The organism is Streptomyces sp. NPDC058637 (genome assembly GCF_042717325.1).
Taxonomy (GTDB): Bacteria; Actinomycetota; Actinomycetes; order Streptomycetales; family Streptomycetaceae; genus Streptomyces.
Genome location: NZ_JBHXRD010000011.1, coordinates 98,789 through 118,137, shown reverse-complemented (window position 1 = coordinate 118,137; position 19,349 = coordinate 98,789). Strand labels below are relative to the sequence as shown.

Below are 19,349 nucleotides of genomic sequence, written 5' to 3'. Positions count from 1 at the left end.
CCCGGCCCCATGCGGGACCGCGCGTCCTGTGCGTGCGGGGGGTTGTGATGCCTGTCGCTTCCGTCTTGAAAGGGTCTGATCGATTCCGACTTCCGGCACCAATTGCCGCATCCTTGACGTATTGCTTGGTGGTCGGGGATCCGGAGAGCGGGAAAGAGGGCTTCAGGGATGAGTGGTGGACCGGTGTCCGCGTACGACTTCGTCGGTGTACGGGGGCGTGGTTACCGTCCGGAGCAGGTGGACCGCACCGTGGCCGCGTTGTCGGCCGAGCGGGACGGGGCCCTGGACCGGCTCTCCCGGCTGACGGCCCTGGCCGAGGAGCTGACGGCCGAGTCGGCGCGGCTCGCTGAGGAGGTCGCCTCCCTCGCACCGCAGACGTACGTCTCGCTGGGGGAGCGGGCCCAGGAGATCCTCGCCCTCGCGGAGGCCGAGTCGGAGGCGTCCCGCGGGGCGGCTCTGGAGGCGGCGCAGGAGCTGCGGGACGCGGCGGACGCGGCGGGCCGCTCCGTCCGTGAGGCGGCGCGGGAGGCCGCCGGGGGTGTGCGGTCGGCCGCCGACGCCCGAGCGGAGGAGGTGCTGGCCGCGGCGCGGGGCACGGCCGAGGCGCTAGTCGAGGAGGCGCGCGCGGAGGCCGGCGGGACGCGTGGGGCCGCCGAGGCCGAGATGGCGGAGACCCGTCGCCGTACGGCCGGGGTGCTGGCCCATCAGGAGCAGGAGCACGCCGAGCGGGGCAAGGCCGCGGAGGCGGAGACCGCCGGGGCGGAGGCCGCCGCGGCGGCGCGTGAGGCGGAGCTGACGGCGCGGGCCGAGGCACTGCTGGAGCGGGCACGGCGGGAGCTCTCGGAGGCGGAGGAGGCCGCCCGGCACGGTCAGGAGGACGCCGAGGCGCGGGCCGCGGAGCTGCTCTCGGGGGCGCGGGTCGCCGAGGAGCGGGTGGTCCGGGAGACCGAGAGGGTGCTGCGGGAGCACGAGGAGGGCCGCGAGGAGGCGCGGGCGCACATGGCCCACGTACGCAGCTCACTGGCGGCGCTCACGGGGCGCACGTCCCCGGCCGGGGACTGACGGGGCAGGGCGAAGGCCGAAAGGTGGCGCGTGGGGGAGGCCGTCGCGCTGCCGCCCCGGGTTGCGTGACCGCAGCGCGGTGGTCCGTCACGGGCGTGGCCAGGGGCGCCGGGAGAGGTCCTCGATGCCGTTGTTGAAGCGCTTGAGGTAGCCGGCGAAGGCGGCGATGTCCTCGTCCGGCCAGTCGTTCATCACCCGGTCCAGGGCGCTGACCACGCGCTCGCGTTCCGCCGTGAGCAGGCGCAGGCCCTCGTCGGTCATCCGGAACTTCCGGGCCATCCCGCCCGCCGGGTCCGCGATGCGCTCGATGAGGCCGGTGTGCATCGCGGTGGCGGTCTGCCGGTTGAGGGTGGACGCGTCGAGGCCGAACGCGTCGCTCAGCTCGCCGATGGACATCGGCCCCTGGACACGGATGCGGCTCAGGAGGATGTAGGCGCTTCGGTCCAGGAGCGCGGCCCTGTGGCGTCCGCCCTTGTGGGCGAGCTCGTGGCGCCCGAGCAGCATCTGCTCGTACTCGACCTCGTAGGTGGGCCTGGCCATGTCCTCTCGCCTCCTGCTCCGGGGCCGTTCGCGCGGGTTGACTCCGTGGCCCGCCCCATGATCTCACAGGACATGCATGAGACACATAACATGCATGACACACTCGACGTGTACGATACACATTGCCGCATCCGGTGGCCTGTGAGCAGACAAGCGTCAAGGAGTTCCCCCTTTATGGATGCCCCCCAGCCGACAGCCAGGTCAGGCGGTGTGATCGCCACGCTCGCCTTCGCCGGCATCGTGGCGGCGATCATGCAGACCCTGGTCACCCCGCTGATCGCGGAACTGCCGCAACTCCTCGACACGTCCTCCTCCAACGCCGCCTGGGTGATCACCGCCACCCTGCTGGTCTCGGCCGTCTGTGTGCCGGTCTCCGGACGACTGGGCGACCTGCTGGGCAAGCGCCGGATGCTGCTCGTGTGCGCCGTACCGCTGATCATCGGTTCGGTGGTGTGCGCGCTCGCGTCCTCCGTCGTACCCATGATCGTCGGACGCGGCCTGCAGGGCATGGGCATGGGCATGGTGCCGCTCGGCATCGCCCTGCTGCGTGACGTGGTGCCGAAGGAGAAGCTGAGCTCCTCCATCGCCCTGGTCAGCGCCTCCATGGGCATCGGCGGCGCCCTCGGCCTGCCGATCGCCTCGGCGGTCGCCCAGTACGCGAACTGGCGGGTGCTCTTCTGGGGCTCCGCCGTGCTGGCCCTCATCGTCCTCGCCCTGATCTGGTTCCTGATCCCGGACGTCCCGGCCGGCGCCGAGGGGCAGCGTTTCGACGCGCCGGGCGCCATCGGTCTGGCCGTCGGACTGGTCTGTCTGCTCCTCGCCGTGTCCAAGGGCGCCGAGTGGGGCTGGGCCTCCGCGACGACCCTCGGCCTGTTCGTGGCCTCCGTCGTGGTGCTCCTGGCCTGGGGATTCTGGGAGATGCGGACCAGGGAGCCGCTGGTGGACCTGCGGACCACGGCCCGCCCGCGCGTGCTCATCACCAACATCGCGTCGCTCTTCGTCGGCTTCGGCATGTACGCCGGCATGCTGATCGCGCCGCAACTGCTGCAGTTCCCCGAGGCCACCGGCTTCGGCCTGGGCCAGTCGATGCTCCAGGCGGGCCTGTGGATGGCCCCCGGTGGCCTCATGATGATGCTGGTCTCCCCGCTCGGCGGAAAGCTCACCGACGCCCGCGGGCCGAAGTTCACCCTGATCTCCGGTGTCGCGGTCATCGCCGTCGCCTACGGGCTGGGCATCCTCCTGATGGGCTCCGCCTGGGGCCTGATGCTGTTCCTCATGGTCAGCAGCAGCGGCGTCGGCCTCGCCTACGGCGCGATGCCCGCTCTCATCATGAGTGCCGTCCCGGCCTCCGAGACGGCCGCGGCGAACGGGTTCAACACCCTCATGCGCGCCCTCGGCACCTCGATCGGTGCCGCGGTCATCGGCGCGGTCCTCTCGCAGATGACGATGGAGGCGGGTGGCTTCACCCTCACCTCCGAGGACGGGTTCCGCACCGGCCTGATGTTCGGCTGCGGTGTCGCCCTGGTCGCCGTGGCGATCGCGGCGTTCATCCCGGCGGTCCGCGGGTCCGCCCCCACCACCGGCGAGAAGACCGACGAGCCCGCCTCGCCGGAGGTCGCCGCGGTCAAGAACTGACCCGGCACGCGTTCCCGTACGCCGAACTGCCCGGTTCCGGACCCCACGAGGGCTCCGGAACCGGGCAGTTCGGCGTACGGACTCGGGCCGACACGGTTCTCCCGGGTGGTGTGTTCGTACCCCGGGAGACCGCCTCGGCGGTGCTCGGCGTGTTACTTGATGCCGAGGATCTGTTCCAGCGGGTCGATCGCGAAGTAGATGAGGAAGAGCGTCGCGGTGCCCCAGAGCAGCCAGTGGACCTCACGGGCCTTGCCCAGGCACGCCTTGATGATGACGTAGGAGACGAAGCCCGCGCCGATGCCGTTGGTGATGGAGTACGTGAACGGCATGACGGCGATGGTGAGGAACGCCGGGACGGCGAGCTCGTAGCGGTCCCAGTCGATGTGCTTGACCTGGGTCATCATCAGGAACCCGACCGCGACGAGTGCGGGTGAGGCGGCCTGCATGGGCACGATGGTCAGCAGGGGGGCGAAGAAGAGCGCCAGGGCGAACATGCCGCCCGTGATGAGGTTGGCGAATCCGGTGCGCGCGCCCTCGCCGACACCCGCGGCGGACTCGACGTACGTGGTGGCCGACGAGGAGGACGCGGCACCACCGGCGACCGCGGCCGCGCCGTCGATCAGCAGGACCCGGCCCAGGCCGGGGACCTGGCCGCGTTCGTCGAGGAGTCCGGCCTCGGCGGTGACGCCGACGACGGTGCCCATCGTGTCGAAGAAGTCCGACAGGATGAGGGTGAAGATGAGCAGGACGACCGTCAGGACGCTGATCTGGCCGAACGAGCCGAGCAGGTCGAACTGGCCGAGCAGCCCGAAGTCGGGTGCGGCGACGGGCTTGTCGGGCATGGCGGGGACGGTCAGGCCCCAGGACTTCACGTCGGCGAGCGAGTTGACGACGATGGAGAGGACGGTCATCACGACGATGCTGATGAGGATCGCGCCCTTGACCTTGCGGGCGAGGAGCACGACCGTCATGATCACGCCGAGGCAGAAGATGAGCATGGGCCAGCCCGTGAGGGTGCCGGTGCCGAGCTGGACGGGAACGGTCGAGTTCGCGGCGTCCGGGATACGGGTGACGAACCCGGCGTCGACGAAGCCGATGAAGGCGATGAACAGACCGATGCCGACGCTGATGGCTTGTTTGAGAGCCTGTGGGATGGCGTGCATGATCGCTTCGCGCAGGCCCGTCGCGACGAGTACGCAGATCAGCAGGCCCTCGAGCACGATGAGGCCCATCGCGTCGTCCCAGGCCATGAGGGGGGCGACCTGATACGCGACGACGGCGTTGATGCCCAGGCCCGCGGCCAGGGCGAGCGGCAGGTTGCCGCCCACACCCATGATCAGGGTCATCACCGCGGCCACGAGGGCGGTGGCGGTCACCAGCTGAACGGTGTCGAGCTGCTCGCCGAACTTGTCCTTCGCGCTGCCGAGGATGATCGGGTTGAGCACGAGGATGTACGCCATGGTGAAGAAGGTGGCGAAACCGCCGCGGACTTCCCGGGCGTAGGTCGATCCGCGTTCGGTGATGCGGAAGAACCGGTCGAGGGCGCCGCCCCCGGATCTGGTCGGTGGTATCTCGGCCGGACTGGTCTTGCTGGGGTGCATGGGAGTGTCTCCTGGGCCTGCAACGGACAAGGGGGGGAAGGGGAAACCGCTGCTGCCCGGCAGGGTGACAGGCAGTTGTGCGAACACACATGCGGCGCCTTGCGAGCGGATCATACGTGCCGTGCCTGCACCAGCAAGGACCTTGCAGGAGGTTGCATTTGATGGCTCAAAACGCCCTGTAGTTTCCTACGAAATCGCCGGTGATCTATGGAGTCAAACCGTGATTCAGGAGACAGCGGGCATGGCTTTACCCGTGACGATGCGCCTACGTTCTGTGCGTGCACCCTCCGCTCCCTTTCAATGCGCGCGCTGCCCGAGCCCTGCGTGAAAAGCTCGGGATGGCCCACGGTCACGTCGCCTACGGAATGAGGGCCTCCTTCGGGACGGCCCATGTCACGCCCGATCACATCGCGGCGTGGGAACGCGGCACCGCGCTGCCCGATGCAAATGAACTCGCGGCGTTGGCGGGGGCGTTGTGGTGTCATCCGCGCGAGATCATGGGGCACCCACGGACGTTGCGCGAGCACCGCATCGCCTGCGGGATGCCGGCCGAGGACGTCGCCCGTGGTACGGGTCTGCCCCTGGACGCCTACGTCCGTATGGAGGAGGCCGGCCGGTGGACCGGTGACAAGAGGCAGTCCGCGAAGCTCGGCACCCTGCTCCGCCTGCCGCCCCGCGACTACATCGCCATCACCGGGCTCGAGGACGAGCTGGCCCGCCTGCTCACCGAAGCCGTCAGCACCCGGTGGCAGGCGCATGTTCGAGCCATCGCCAAGCTCATCTCCATGGACCGCAAGCAGCTGGGCGAGCCGCTGGACTCCATGTACCAGGAGTACCAGGCGCTCATGGCGGCCACACTCAGCCGGGCCAGCGGCAGCACCGCGTCCGGCGAGAACGGGCGGCGCTACGTCGAGGAGATCGTCGACCACTTCTGGGCCAGGCTGTCGGAATACTCGTAGCCGGTCCCCGTCCGGGCGGTCCGGGCCGGTTCCCGCCGCTCAGTCCCTGGGGGCCGGGGTGCTGTCCTCGTGCTCGGCCAGTACCGGGAAGCGGCGCGGGGTGACGAACACCAGGACGAGCAGGGCCAGTACGGCCGCCATGGCCGCGCCGGTGAAGACGTGGTCGGTCGCGGTGTCGACGGCACGGCGCAGATGGTCGGTCACCACCGCGGTCGGGGCGTCCGGATCCGCCAGGGCGCGGGAGACGCCGTCCAGGTCGTCGGGGAGTCCCGCGACGGGGGCGTCCGCCAGCCGGGAGGCGAGTGCGGAGTTGGCCACCGCCCCGAGGAGCGCGGCGCCGACGCTCTGGCCGACCTGACGGCAGAACAGGACGGACGCCGTCGTCGTCCCCCGCTCCGACCAGCCGACGGTGGACTGGACCCCGACGATCAGCGGGAGCTGGAAGAGACCGAGCGCCCCGCCGAGCAGCAGCATGAGCAGGGCGGGCTGCCAGGCGGCCCCGGGGTAGGGGATCAGCGGGAAGGCGCCCAGGGCGAGCAGGGCACCGGTCATACCCGTGATCGCGGTGCGCCGGAAGCCGATGCGGTTGTAGACCCGGTCGGCGAGTGCCGCGGACAACGGCCAGCTCAGCGTCATGACGGAGAGGACGAAGCCGGCGGCTACCGGGCCCAGCCCGAGGACCGACTGGGCGTACGTCGGAACGAAGACGGTCGGCGCGACCATCAGCAGTCCCATCGCGCCGAGGGCCAGATTGACCGAGGCGATGGTGCGGCGCCGCCAGACCCAGCCGGGGATGATCGGTTCGGCGGCGCGCCGTTCGATCACGACGGTCAGGCAGGCGAGAACCGCGGCGGCACCCAGCAGTCCAAGGGAAGGGACGGACAGCCAGGGCCAGGCGACCCCGCCCTGGACGAGCGCCGTCAGCAGGAGGGTGCCGGTGGCGAAGACGGCGAGGGCGCCCGCCCAGTCGATACGGGGGCGCGTGGCGGGGCGCGGCCGGGCGGGCTCGTGGAGGTGACGGACCACCAGCCAGAGGGCGACCCCGCCGATCGGCAGGTTGATCAGGAAGATCCAGCGCCAGTCGGCGTACGCGGCGAGCAGCCCGCCGACCGCCGGGCCGGCGACGGCGGAGGTGGCCCAGACGGTCGACAGCTTGGCCTGGATCCTCGGACGTTCCCTGAGGGGGTAGAGGTCGGCGGCGATGGTCTGCACCGTCCCCTGGAGCGCGCCACCGCCCAGGCCCTGGACGACGCGGAAGGCGATGAGCGCGGCCATGTTCCAGGCCGCCGCGCAGAGCAGGGAGCCGGCCAGGAAGAGGATGACGCCGCCGACCAGGACCGGCTTGCGGCCGAAGGTGTCGGAGAGCTTTCCGTACACCGGCAGCGTGACCGTCACGGCGAGCAGATACCCGGAGAAGAGCCAGGAGAAGAGGGCGAAGCCGCCGAGGTCGCCGACGATCTGCGGGACGGCGGTCGCGACGATGGTGCTGTCGATGGCGACGAGGCCCATCCCGAGCATGAGCGCGACGGCGACGGGACGGCGACTGCGGGCGGTGGCGGACCCTTCGGGCTCTCCGGCCTCTTTGGTCCCCCCGGTCTCTCTGACTCTTCCGGCCGTTCCGGTCTCTTCAGTCCCTCCGACCTCCCCGACCCCTTCGGCCCCTCTGACCCCTATGCCCTCTCCCGCCCCCTCGGCCTCTCCCGCTCCTTCGGCCTCTGCCGCCCCTTGGGTCCCTCCGGCGGCTGTCCCGGAGCCGGTTGACTCCACCGGGCCGACGGCCCGGCCCGGACCGCCGCCGGCCCCGCCCACACCGCCCGTACGCCCCGTACCCCCCACGCCGTCCGCGCTGTCCGTGCCGTCGGTACCGCCCACGGGGTTTCCTTCCCTGTACACCTAATTTCTCGGGGTCACTGTCCCACCGCCGACGACCGGACGACAGCGGGCGGTCGAAGGGTGAGACTCCGGCGCGATCCCCTACCCCGGTCTCTCCCCGGAAGCCGATACCCCTAGGGGGAGCTCCGTGGTTCCGCCCAGGGGTCGTTCCTCCCGCCGGAGGACGTGCCGGGAAGGCCCCGCTCCTTACCGTGTTCCTACACCGCGCATTGCGGCTGACCGCAGAGGGCGGGGTGGGGAAAACCCCACCCGAAGACTGCGCTGGGCACCAGCGCGCCGGACCCCCTTCGCACCCGAGACTCGGAACGTACCCAGAGACGTTCGGGCATCGACCGACATAGGAGAAAAACCGTGACAACGGCTGTAACCATTCCCAGGCACGGGGGCACTGGAGGGCGTACGGCCGTCGCGGCGCGAGCGCGGCAGGTCGTCAAGGCATACGGCGTGGGGGAGACCCGGGTCGTCGCGCTCGACCATGTCGATGTGGACATCGAGCGCGGGCAGTTCACCGCGATCATGGGCCCGTCCGGCTCCGGCAAGTCGACACTCATGCACTGCCTGGCCGGTCTGGACACTGTCACCTCGGGCGAGATCCACCTCGCGGACACGGAGATCACCAGCCTCAAGGACAAGAAGCTCACCCAGCTGCGCCGGGACCGCATCGGCTTCATCTTCCAGGCGTTCAACCTGCTCCCGACGCTCAACGCGCTGGAGAACATCACGCTGCCGATGGACATCGCGGGCCGCAAGCCCGACGCGGCCTGGCTGCAGCAGGTCGTCGAGACCGTCGGTCTCGCCGAGCGGCTGAAGCACCGTCCGACGGAGCTCTCCGGCGGCCAGCAGCAGCGTGTCGCGGTGGCCCGCGCCCTGGCCGCCCGGCCGGAGATCATCTTCGGTGACGAGCCGACCGGGAACCTGGACTCGCGGGCCGGCGCCGAGGTGCTGTCCTTCCTGCGCAGGTCGGTCGACGAGCTCGGCCAGACCATCGTCATGGTCACCCACGACCCGGTGGCCGCCTCCTACGCGGACCGGGTGCTGTACCTCGCGGACGGAGTCATCGTCGACGAGATGCGGAACCCGACGGCCGATCAGGTCCTCGACCGCATGAAGGACTTCGACGCGCGCGGGCGGACGTCATGACCGTCTGGAAGACCTCGATGCGCAACTTCCTCGCGCACAAGGGCCGGATGGCGCTCTCCGCCGTGGCCGTCCTGCTGTCGGTGGCGTTCGTGTGCGGCACGCTCGTCTTCACCGACACGATGAACACCACGTTCGACAAGCTCTTCGCCGCGTCGTCGGCCGATGTCACCGTCACCCCGAAGACTGCCGAGGGCGCCGACGAGCTGCCGGAGAACGGCCGGCCCGAAGCGCTGCCCGCCTCCGTCCTCGCCCAGGTCGGGAAGGCCGACGGGGTGAAGGACGCCGAAGGCGGCGTCATGAGCATGTCCGTCACGGTCGTCGACAGCCACAACAAGAACATGGGCTCCGAGACCGGTGCCCCGACGATCGCCGGCAACTGGACGCGGAACGACCTGCGTTCCATGGAGATCGCCTCCGGTCACGCGCCGCGCGGCCCGACCGAGGTCATGGTCGACGCCGACACCGCCGAGAAGCACGGCCTGAAGATCGGTGACGAGCTGCGGACCGTGGCCGTCACCGGTGACATCAAGGCGAGGATCAGCGGCATCACCGCCTTCACCGTGACCAACCCGGGTGCGGCCGTCGTCCACTTCGACACGGCCACCGCCCAGCAGAAGCTGCTGGGCAGGCCCGGTGTCTTCACCCACATCTCCGTCCAGGCCGAATCCGGCGTCGACGACGAGCGGTTGAAGAAGAACGTCGCCTCCGCCCTGGGCGCGGGCACGTACAAGCTGCAGACCCAGGACGAGTCCGCCGCGGCCAACAAGGACTCCATGGGTTCCTTCCTGGACGTCATGAAGTACGCGATGCTCGGCTTCGCCGGGATCGCCTTCCTGGTCGGCATCTTCCTGATCGTCAACACCTTCTCCATGCTGGTCGCCCAGCGCACCCGCGAGATCGGCCTGATGCGGGCCATCGGTTCCAGCCGCAAGCAGGTCAACCGGTCCGTGCTGGTGGAAGCGGTGCTCCTCGGCATCTTCGGATCCGTACTCGGCGTGGGCGCCGGGGTCGGCCTGGCCGTCGGGCTGATGAAGCTCATGGGCGCCATGGGCATGGAGCTGTCCACCAGTGACCTCACCATCGCCTGGACCACCCCGGCCATCGGGCTCGCGCTCGGTGTCGTCGTGACCGTCCTCGCCGCCTACATCCCGGCCCGTCGCGCCGGCAAGGTCTCCCCGATGGCGGCCCTGCGTGACGCCGGGACCCCGGCGGACGCGAGGTCCGGCTGGATCCGCGCCGGAATCGGTCTGGTCCTCACCGGTGCGGGTGCGGCGGCCCTGTGGGCGACGACGCGGGCCGACAAGGCGAGCGAGGGTTCGCTCTTCCTCGGCCTGGGCGTGGTCCTCACCCTCATCGGCTTCATCGTGATCGGCCCGCTGCTCGCCGGAGTGGTGGTGCGGGCGCTCGGTGCCGTCGTCCTGCGGCTCTTCGGCCCGGTCGGCCGGCTGGCGGAACGCAACGCGCTGCGCAACCCGCGGCGTACGGGAGCGACCGGTGCGGCACTGATGATCGGTCTGGCCCTGGTGGCCTGTCTCTCGGTCGTCGGCTCGTCCATGGTCGCCTCGGCCACCGAGGAACTGGACAAGTCGGTCGGCACGGACTTCATCGTCCAGTCGAGCACCGGGCAGCTGATCGTGCCGCAGGCGGCACAGGCCATCAAGAAGGCGCCCGGCATCGAGCACGTCACCGACTACAGGTCCGTCGGCGCGAAGCTCACCTCCCCCGACGGAAAGACGGAGGACGAGGGCGTCGTCGCCGCCGACCCGACGTACCAGGACGACCTCCGGCGCACGACGGTCGCCGGTGACCTCGGTGACGCGTACGGCAAGGACGCGATGTCGGTCGGCGACGACTACGCCGTCCGGCACGGGATCGAGATCGGGGACGAGATCACGGTCGCGTTCAAGGCCGGCGACACGGCGAAGCTGAAGGTCGCCGCGATCACCTCGGACGAGACGAACGTGGACAAGGGCGCGATGTACACCAACATCACGACCGTCGAGCAGTACCTTCCCGCCGACCGGATGCCCGAGAACATGCTCATGTTCGCCAAGGCGAAGGACGGCAAGGAGAAGGAGGCGTACACGGCCATCAAGAGCGCTCTCGCCGAGTACCCGCAGTACAAGGTGCAGAACCAGGCCGACTTCAAGCAGGACCTGAAGGACCAGATCGGCCAGCTGCTGAACATCGTGTACGGCCTGCTCGCCCTGGCGATCATCGTCGCGGTGCTCGGCGTGGTGAACACCCTGGCCCTGTCCGTGGTCGAGCGGACCCGCGAGATCGGCCTGATGCGGGCGATCGGCCTCTCCCGCCGCCAGCTGCGGCGCATGATCCGGCTGGAGTCCGTGGTCATCGCCCTGTTCGGTGCCCTGCTCGGACTCGGGCTGGGCATGGGCTGGGGCACCTCGGCCCAGAAGCTGCTGGCCCTGGAGGGCCTCGGCGTCCTGGAGATCCCGTGGCCGACGATCCTCACGGTGTTCGTCGCCTCGGCCTTCGTCGGGCTGTTCGCCGCGCTGGTCCCGGCCTTCCGGGCCGGCCGGATGAACGTCCTGAACGCGATCGCCACCGACGGGTGAATCCGGCGGAGGCGGCATGACCTGATCCGGCCCCGGGGGCGTTCCTGCGAACGCCCCCGGGGCCGGATTCCCGCGTGTGAGGTGCCTCGGGGACTCCCGTTGCGGGAGCGGCACCCACCCCGGAGTCGTACGCTGGGAAGCCCCGGCCCGTCCCACGTGTCGGGCCCTTCGCGTTGCCCACCTCGCCCCACCGGACGGAATGCCTTCATGAGCCTGCACGGTCTGCTGGACGTCGTCGTCACCGACCCGGCGCTCTCCGAAGCGGTGAAGGCCGCCGCCGACGGCCACCGGACCCATGTCGACCTGGTCGGCCCGCCCGCCGCCCGTCCCTTCGTCGTGGCCGCCCTGGCCCGCGAGGCCGGGCGGACCGTGCTCGCCGTCACCGCGACGGGCCGGGAGGCCGAGGACCTGGCGGCCGCGCTGCGGACGCTGCTGCCGCCGGACACCGTCGCGGAGTTCCCCTCCTGGGAGACCCTGCCCCACGAGCGGCTCTCGCCCCGCTCGGACACCGTGGGCCGCCGCCTCGCCGTCCTGCGCCGTCTCGCGCACCCCCGGCCGGACGACCCGGAGACCGGCCCCGTCAGCGTGGTCGTCGCACCGATCCGCTCCGTGCTCCAGCCGCAGGTCAAGGGGCTCGGCGACCTGGAGCCGGTGGCGTTGAGCAGCGGGCAGACCGCCGATCTGGGCGAGGTCGTGGACGCGCTCGCCGCCGCCGCGTACGCCCGGGTCGAGCTCGTCGAGAAGCGCGGAGAGTTCGCCGTGCGCGGCGGAATCCTGGACGTCTTCCCGCCGACCGAGGAGCACCCCCTGCGGGTGGAGTTCTGGGGCGACGACGTCGAGGAGATCCGCTACTTCAAGATCGCCGACCAGCGTTCCCTGGAGGTCGCCGAGCACGGGCTGTGGGCGCCGCCCTGCCGGGAACTGCTGCTCACCGCGGACGTGCGCGAGAGGGCCGCGGCGCTCGCCGAGGCCCACCCCGAGCTGGGGGAGCTGCTGAACAAGATCGCCGAGGGGATCGCCGTCGAGGGCATGGAGTCCCTCGCGCCGGTCCTGGTCGACGAGATGGAACTCCTGCTCGACGTGCTGCCGAAGGGCTCCATGGCGCTGGTCTGCGACCCGGAACGGGTACGGACCCGGGCGGCCGACCTCGTCGCGACCAGCCAGGAGTTCCTGCAGGCGTCGTGGGCGGCCACCGCGGGCGGCGGCGAGGCCCCGATCGATGTCGGCGCGGCCTCCCTGCGGGGCATCGCGGAGGTGCGTGACCACGCCCGCGAGCTGGGCATGATGTGGTGGTCCACGTCCCCGTTCGCCGCGGACGACGAGCTGACAGGGACATCAGCCGCCGACGCGCCGGGCGACACCCTGAAGCTGGGGATGCGCGCCCCGGAGACGTACCGCGGCGACACCGCCCGGGCGCTCGCCGACACCAAGGGCTGGCTGGCCGACGGCTGGCGCACGGTGTACGTCACCGAGGGGCACGGGACGGCCTCCCGCATCGCCGGCGTCCTCGGCGGCGAGGGCATCGCCGCCCGCATCGACCAGGACCTCGCCGAGATCGCCCCGTCGCTCGTGCACGTCGCGTGCGGCGCCCTCGACCACGGCTTCGTCGACCACGGCCTGCGACTCGCCGTGCTGACCGAGACGGACCTGACCGGCCAGCGCACCGCGAGCAAGGATCTGGGCCGGATGCCGGCCCGCCGCCGCAAGTCCGTCGACCCGCTGACCCTCCAAGCAGGCGACTACATCGTCCACGAGCAGCACGGTGTCGGCCGCTACATCGAGATGGTGCAGCGCACCGTGCAGGGCGCGACCCGCGAGTACCTCCTCGTCGAGTACGCCCCCGCCAAGCGCGGCCAGCCCGGCGACCGCCTCTACATCCCGACCGATCAGCTGGAGCAGGTCACCAAGTACGTCGGCGGCGAGGCACCCACCCTGCACCGGCTCGGCGGCGCCGACTGGACCAAGACCAAGCAGCGGGCCAAGAAGGCCGTCAAGGAGATCGCCGCCGACCTGATCAAGCTGTACTCCGCGCGGATGGCTGCCCCCGGCCACGCCTTCGCCCCGGACACCCCGTGGCAGCGCGAGCTGGAGGACGCCTTCCCGTACGCGGAGACGCCCGACCAGCTGTCCACGATCGCCGAGGTCAAGGAGGACATGGAGAAGTCCGTCCCGATGGACCGGCTGATCTGCGGCGACGTCGGTTACGGCAAGACGGAGATCGCGGTCCGCGCGGCCTTCAAGGCGGTCCAGGACGGCAAGCAGGTCGCCGTCCTCGTCCCGACGACGCTCCTGGTCCAGCAGCACTTCGGCACGTTCACCGAGCGGTACGCCCAGTTCCCCGTCAACGTACGGGCGCTGAGCCGCTTCCAGTCCGAGACCGAGTCGAAGGCGACACTGGAGGGGCTGAAGGACGGGTCCGTGGACCTGGTCATCGGCACGCACCGGCTGTTCTCGTCGGAGACGAAGTTCAAGGACCTGGGCCTGGTCATCGTCGACGAGGAGCAGCGCTTCGGCGTCGAGCACAAGGAGCAGCTGAAGAAGCTCCGCGCCAACGTCGACGTGCTCACCATGTCCGCGACGCCCATCCCCCGTACGCTCGAAATGGCCGTCACCGGCATCCGCGAGATGTCGACGATCACGACGCCCCCGGAGGAGCGGCACCCCGTCCTCACCTTCGTCGGGCCGTACGAGGAGAAGCAGATCGGTGCGGCCGTCCGGCGAGAACTCCTGCGTGAGGGCCAGGTGTTCTACATCCACAACCGGGTCGAGTCCATCGACCGGGCCGCGGCACGGCTGCGCGAGATCGTGCCCGAGGCACGGATCGCCACGGCGCACGGGCAGATGGGCGAGAGCGCGCTGGAGCAGGTCGTCGTCGACTTCTGGGAGAAGAAGTTCGACGTGCTCGTCTCCACGACGATCGTCGAGTCCGGCATCGACATCTCCAACGCCAACACGCTGATCGTGGAGCGCGGCGACAACTTCGGCCTCTCCCAGCTGCACCAGCTGCGCGGCCGGGTCGGCCGTGGCCGGGACCGGGGCTACTCCTACTTCCTGTACCCGCCGGAGAAGCCCCTCACCGAGACCGCGCACGAGCGCCTGGCGACGATCGCCCAGCACACCGAGATGGGCGCGGGCATGTACGTGGCGATGAAGGACCTGGAGATCCGCGGCGCCGGAAACATGCTCGGCGGGGAACAGTCCGGCCACATCGCGGGCGTGGGCTTCGACCTGTACATCCGGATGGTGGGCGAGGCGGTGGCCGACTACCGGGCGGCGGTCGACGGCGGGGTCGAGGAGGAGCCGCCGCTGGAGGTCAAGATCGAGCTCCCCGTCGACGCGCACGTCCCGCACGACTACGCCCCGGGGGAGCGGCTGCGCCTCCAGGCGTACCGGTCCATCGCCTCCGCGAACTCGGAGGACGACATCAGGTCCGTCCGCGAGGAGCTCACCGACCGCTACGGCAAGCTTCCCGAGCCGGTGGAGAACCTCCTGCTGGTGGCCGGTCTGCGGATGCTGGCCCGGGCCTGCGGGGTCGGCGAGATCGTGCTGCAGGGCCCGAACATCCGGTTCGCGCCGGTGGAGCTGCGGGAGTCGCAGGAGCTGCGGCTGAAGCGGCTGCACCCGAAGACGGTCATCAAGCCGGCCGCCCACCAGATCCTGGTGCCCCGCCCGACGGCGGGCCGGATCGGCGGCAAGCCGGTGGTGGGCCGCGAACTCCTCTCGTGGACCGGGGAGTTCCTCACGACGATTCTGGGGTCGTAGGGCGTCGCGGTGTTCGGTGCGGCCCCGCCGGGTTCGGCGGGGCCTTTGCGCGTCCGGGAGCTACGGCACAGGAGGTCTCTTGAACGCCACCCGGACGGTCTTGCCGGCGACGTGATGATCGGTGCCGAACTCCGCGGCCACTTGGTCGGCGAGATACAGGCCGCGCCCCGAGCAGCTTTCACCGCCCGGATTCCGGCAGACGGGTCGACCGTCGCCGCTGTCCCGGATCTCCAGCCGTACGAGTTCATCCGTGGCGCTCTGGCGGACGGCGAACTCCCTCCCGGGAGGGACCCCGTACAGGAGTGCGTTGGTCGCGAGCTCGGAGACACAGAGCCTCATGTCCTCGATCAGGGGCGTCAGCTGCCACTCCGCGAGGACCTCGACCACGAGATCGCGGGAGGCGCGGACGGACGTCTTCCGTCGGGGAAAGCGTCGTTGCTGCGGCAGAGGCACGGTGATTCACCCCGGTGCTCGTGGGCTGTGACAAAGGGCCGGGGCCGTGGAGCCCTGCCCCGGTCAACGGGCTCCGGGCTCCGTGGGGTTGCCGCCGCCGGGCAGCTTGCGGTCCGGGCAGGACTTCAGCACCTTCGTCATCGCGTCCTTCTCGGCCCGGGTCACCCACAGCTCGTACTTCCTCTTGACCGCGACCTGCCCCGCCACATAGGTGCAGCGGTACGCCTTGTTGGGCGGCAGCCAGGTCGCGGTGTCCCCGTCGCCCTTGCGGCGGTTGGCGGAGGAGTCGGCCGCCACGAGGTTGAGCGGATCGTTCGCGAAGGCCCGCCGCTTCTCGTCGCTCCACTTCTGCGCGCCCTTCTGCCAGGCGTCGGACAGGGCGACGAGATGGTCTATGTCGACCTTGCTGCGCCCGCGTACGAAGGTGACGCGGCCACCCGTGTAGGGGTCCGGGTCGAGGACCCCGCCCAGCACCTTGCACCCGTCGGAGTCCCGGGAGACGTCGTCGAGCTGCGCGGCGAGTATGTCGTCACGGGTCCCGCAGCCGTTACGGTCGGTGTCGAGCCAGCCGGACCCGAACGCGTCGCGCTCGTAACCCGCCCTGGGTGCCCGGCCCTTCACCGTCAGGCCGTCGGTGGCCTTCAGCGCCGAACCCGCGGAGACCGGGCCGGGCGCCGTGTCCGCCGGCTCGGCCGTGATCTCGCAGCCCGGCAGGGCGAGGGCACCCGCCAGCGTCAGAACGGTGATCGGAAGCAGGCGGCGGGCGCGGGGTGAGGAGCCGAAGGAAGTCACGACGCATCAGCGTATGCGGCGGTGGGGTGGGTGCGGCAGGGGGCCCGCACCATCGGTTCCGGACGGCTCCCGGCCGCCTGCCGGAAGCGCGCCGGGGGAGCGCGGCCCGGGGTGTGAATACTGGGCGCATGTGGAAATGGATACCGGTGGCCGTGGGCGTGAACGTACTGCTGGGTGTTCCCGGTGTCGTGCCCGTGTGGCTGCTCTGGTACTACGTGTCGAACGGGCCGCTCGCGGACCTGGGATGGACCCGGCGTGAGCCGACGGAGAACGACGGGATGCTGCTGTGGCTCCTGGTCGTCGTGCCGGTGAACGTGGTCTTCCTCCTCGTCTGGTGGCTCGCCAACAGGCCGGTACGGCGCAGGACGGGGCTGGATCCGCGGGTGTACTGGCCGGCGGGCGCCCTGATGGCCCTGGTGCCGACGTTCGTCCTCGTGTTCGTGCTGTGAGGGCCTGCCGGTACGGCAAATGAGTTGGCGGACGTCGGCCGGATACCTGGCGGGGGCCGCATGGACCTCATGATCACCACCCTCGCCGCGCGGCCCGAGCTCGGCCGGGCGATGGACGAGATGCCCGACACCTGGCCCGAGTTCGTACTCGAGGACCTGGTCGGCTGGGCGAACTTCCCCCGGATCAGCGCGGAGTTCCCCGAGTACGTGCTCGTCGCCACGGATGCGGACGGCGTCGTCGCACGGGCGTTCTCCGTTCCCTTCGCCCTGGAAGTCGCGGGACGGGGACGGCTGCCGGAGGGTGGCTGGGACCATGTCCTGCTGTGGGCGTTCTCCGACCTGCGGCACGGGCGCGAGCCGGACACGGTGAGCGCGATCGTCACTGGAGCGATGGCGGGACTGGACCGGGCTGCCGTTCGACGTCGAGGGCCCGGTGGAGGTGCCCGGTGCGCTGGTGCCCGTGCACTGCTCGACCACGCACGGGTACGCGGCGTACGTCGAGCCGAACGTGTGGGTCAGGCACCGGGTGTGAGCGGGCGTACGACCCGTCTCCGCGTACGTGGACGGGCCGTACGGTCAGCCGACGGCCGGCTTCCTCACGGTGAGCGGTGCGCCGAACCCGGAGAACTCCACCGTGAGGGCCTTCCCCGTGCCGTCGGTGACACGCATCCTCAGGAGGTGTGAGGGACCCTTCGTGGCGACGATCGCCGTCCATCTTTCCCCGCCCGTCCCGCCGGTGAGGGTGAGGGAGGGCGTACCGGCGACCTCCGACGGCCCGCCCCTACGGGCCGTCGAGCTCGTCGCCGCGATCCGGTCGAGGAGACCGCGCGGGTCGCAGTAGCGCAGGTTCCCGGCCGTACGCCGGTCGTCGGCGCGCGCTCTCACCCAGCGGCCGGTGAGCCTCTCGACATCGTCCCCGCCGCGCTCGCCCTTGTTGCCGTTGCCGCCGCTCCGGCCGTTCTCGCCGTCCTTTGCCGGCCGGTCCGCCGCGGCGGCACGGAGCATCGCCTCGTCGGACTTCGTGTACACCCTGCCGTCGGCCCGGACCAGCTCCATGGTCCCCGCGGCCCCCAGGGAGAACGTTCCGGTGCACGCGCCCCTGGCCCCCGCCGCGACGAACGCCTGGACGGGACCGTCCGCCGACTCCGTGGTGACGGCCAGGCGCACGGTCGTGGCCGCCCGGGTGGTGGCGACCGCCTTGTCGGTGATCTCCGGAGCGCTCAGACCGGCGAAGGGCGCCCGTGCCCGCGGGGCGTCGGCGAACGCGTCGCAGGCGGCCAGGGAGAAGACCAGCGCGGTGCAGAGAGCGGCTGCTGTGATGCGGGCTGAAGGGCGTCGCACGGTACCGGGGCTCCGGGGTGTCAGGGGCGGGCAGAGGCTGGGCGGGACCGTCAGGGACGGGCGAGGGGTGGGCGGGACGGTCAGGGGCGGGGGCTGGGCGGAACCGTCAGAGCTTCAGGTCCCACTGGCTGGCGTCCCAGTCGAAGCCGGGGCTGACCTCGACGGTCAGCTGCTCCGCGTCCGCAGGGGCGTCGAAGGCGAACTGCACCGTGATCTTCCTGCCCGGCAGGACCGTGCCGGTGAAGCCGGTGCCGACCTTGCCGTCGAAGATCTGCTCGGCGTCGACACCGTCCTCACCCGCACGGGCGTCGACGCTGACGAGCGCGGTGTCGAACTTCTCCTTCGTCTTGTTCTCGATGACGACGGAGACCTTGTAGGCGTCGTTGCCCTTGGTGTGCCCGGCGGCGTACGCGCCGGGTGTGTACGCGGCGGCGGCGCCGACCGTGACCTCCAGGCCGTCGTCGTACACGGCGGTGTCGCGGCCCTCCAGGGTCTCGGCGGCCGGCTCGTCCTCGCTCGCGGGGGCGCCCTTCGCCGCGTCGCCCTTCTTGCCGTCCTCGGTGCTGCCCGGCTTCGCCGAAGCCGAACTGCCCTGCACCTCCTTGGAGATGTCGTTCACCACGTCGTCCACGGCCTTGAAGGTGAGGATCGCGCCGACCACCGACAGGATCAGCGACACCAGACCGAGCACGGCGCCGAACGTGGCCACGCCCTTGTTGCTCGCCTCGCCGCGCTTGGCACGGCCCCGGCCCGCCAGGCCCAGGATCAGGGCGATGACGCCGAGGATGCCCGCCAGCCAGAAGAGGAGCGGGATCAGCCCGGAGACGGTCCCGATGATGCCGAGGACGAGGGCGGAGACGCCGAGACCGTTGCGGGCAGGGCGCAGGCCCGGGATCTGGTCGGGGGCGTAGGGCTGCTGGGGCTGGGGCGGCGACGTGAACTGGGACATGGGTGTGCCCTTCGGCGAAGAACGGGGATGTGTGAGCGGTTGTGTGCACCACATATTGCGGCGACGAGTTAATGAGACCAGAGCCTGTGAATTGAGTCAACACTGTTTACGGGTGCGAGGTCTGACGTCGATGTGAACCGATGTCCGTCCGTCGGGTCGGTATGCTCGCCGACAGGACGATCTATCGGGGAGACAGC

14 protein-coding genes and 1 pseudogene are annotated in these 19,349 nt (G+C 70.7%); 8 read left to right on the top strand and 7 right to left on the bottom strand.

Annotated elements, in window-relative coordinates:
- Positions 1-168 precede the first annotated feature (168 nt).
- Complete coding sequence (locus tag ACFWVP_RS13785; protein WP_384496365.1) at positions 169-1,062, top strand: cellulose-binding protein; 894 nt, start codon at positions 169-171, stop codon at positions 1,060-1,062.
- Between the two features lie 87 nt (positions 1,063-1,149).
- On the opposite strand, the gene ACFWVP_RS13780 is transcribed toward ACFWVP_RS13785, so the two are convergent.
- A complete protein-coding gene (locus tag ACFWVP_RS13780; protein WP_384496363.1) occupies positions 1,150-1,602 on the bottom strand; it encodes a MarR family winged helix-turn-helix transcriptional regulator in 453 nt (150 codons plus the stop codon).
- Between the two features lie 174 nt (positions 1,603-1,776).
- On the opposite strand from ACFWVP_RS13780, the gene ACFWVP_RS13775 reads away from it, so the two are divergent.
- Positions 1,777-3,237 (top strand): MFS transporter, encoded by a 1,461-nt coding sequence (locus ACFWVP_RS13775; RefSeq protein ID WP_384496361.1) that lies wholly within the window; start codon positions 1,777-1,779, stop codon positions 3,235-3,237.
- Positions 3,238-3,389: 152 nt separating this feature from the next.
- Here ACFWVP_RS13775 and ACFWVP_RS13770 read toward each other — a convergent pair whose 3' ends face one another.
- Positions 3,390-4,838, bottom strand: a complete 1,449-nt coding sequence (locus ACFWVP_RS13770) for an NCS2 family permease (protein WP_384496359.1) — start codon at positions 4,836-4,838, stop codon at positions 3,390-3,392.
- A 338-nt stretch (positions 4,839-5,176) separates the two neighbouring features.
- Here ACFWVP_RS13770 and ACFWVP_RS13765 point away from each other — a divergent pair, with 338 nt between their 5' ends.
- Complete coding sequence (locus ACFWVP_RS13765; RefSeq protein ID WP_384496358.1) at positions 5,177-5,797, top strand: helix-turn-helix domain-containing protein; 621 nt, start codon at positions 5,177-5,179, stop codon at positions 5,795-5,797.
- 39 nt (positions 5,798-5,836) lie between these two features.
- On the opposite strand, the gene ACFWVP_RS13760 is transcribed toward ACFWVP_RS13765, so the two are convergent.
- Positions 5,837-7,315 carry an MFS transporter gene (locus tag ACFWVP_RS13760; protein WP_384496356.1) on the bottom strand — a complete coding sequence of 493 codons (1,479 nt, stop codon included), beginning with the start codon at positions 7,313-7,315 and terminating at the stop codon, positions 5,837-5,839.
- A gap of 726 nt (positions 7,316-8,041) precedes the next feature.
- On the opposite strand from ACFWVP_RS13760, the gene ACFWVP_RS13755 reads away from it, so the two are divergent.
- From ACFWVP_RS13755 to mfd, 3 genes are all read left to right on the top strand, one after another.
- Positions 8,042-8,830 (top strand): ABC transporter ATP-binding protein, encoded by a 789-nt coding sequence (locus ACFWVP_RS13755; RefSeq protein WP_384496354.1) that lies wholly within the window; start codon positions 8,042-8,044, stop codon positions 8,828-8,830.
- A complete protein-coding gene (locus ACFWVP_RS13750) occupies positions 8,827-11,406 on the top strand; it encodes an ABC transporter permease (protein ID WP_384496353.1) in 2,580 nt (859 codons plus the stop codon). The genes ACFWVP_RS13755 and ACFWVP_RS13750 overlap by 4 nt, the downstream gene beginning before the upstream one ends.
- Before the next feature lie 207 nt (positions 11,407-11,613).
- A complete protein-coding gene (mfd, locus tag ACFWVP_RS13745; protein WP_384496351.1) occupies positions 11,614-15,168 on the top strand; it encodes a transcription-repair coupling factor in 3,555 nt (1,184 codons plus the stop codon).
- Between the two features lie 60 nt (positions 15,169-15,228).
- Here mfd and ACFWVP_RS13740 read toward each other — a convergent pair whose 3' ends face one another.
- Positions 15,229-15,621 carry an ATP-binding protein gene (locus ACFWVP_RS13740; protein ID WP_384496349.1) on the bottom strand — a complete coding sequence of 131 codons (393 nt, stop codon included), beginning with the start codon at positions 15,619-15,621 and terminating at the stop codon, positions 15,229-15,231.
- A 63-nt stretch (positions 15,622-15,684) separates the two neighbouring features.
- Positions 15,685-16,413 carry an HNH endonuclease family protein gene (locus ACFWVP_RS13735; RefSeq protein WP_384496348.1) on the bottom strand — a complete coding sequence of 243 codons (729 nt, stop codon included), beginning with the start codon at positions 16,411-16,413 and terminating at the stop codon, positions 15,685-15,687.
- 128 nt (positions 16,414-16,541) lie between these two features.
- On the opposite strand from ACFWVP_RS13735, the gene ACFWVP_RS13730 reads away from it, so the two are divergent.
- Positions 16,542-16,862: a hypothetical protein gene (locus tag ACFWVP_RS13730; RefSeq protein ID WP_384496346.1), complete on the top strand. Its 321-nt coding sequence runs from the start codon at positions 16,542-16,544 to the stop codon at positions 16,860-16,862.
- 60 nt (positions 16,863-16,922) lie between these two features.
- Positions 16,923-17,394: pseudogene (locus ACFWVP_RS13725) on the top strand (hypothetical protein).
- 44 nt (positions 17,395-17,438) lie between these two features.
- On the opposite strand, the gene ACFWVP_RS13720 reads toward ACFWVP_RS13725, so the two are convergent.
- A complete protein-coding gene (locus ACFWVP_RS13720; protein WP_384496345.1) occupies positions 17,439-18,203 on the bottom strand; it encodes a hypothetical protein in 765 nt (254 codons plus the stop codon).
- A 106-nt stretch (positions 18,204-18,309) separates the two neighbouring features.
- Positions 18,310-19,152 (bottom strand): DUF4190 domain-containing protein, encoded by an 843-nt coding sequence (locus ACFWVP_RS13715; RefSeq protein WP_384496343.1) that lies wholly within the window; start codon positions 19,150-19,152, stop codon positions 18,310-18,312.
- Between the last annotated feature and the right edge of the window lie 197 nt (positions 19,153-19,349).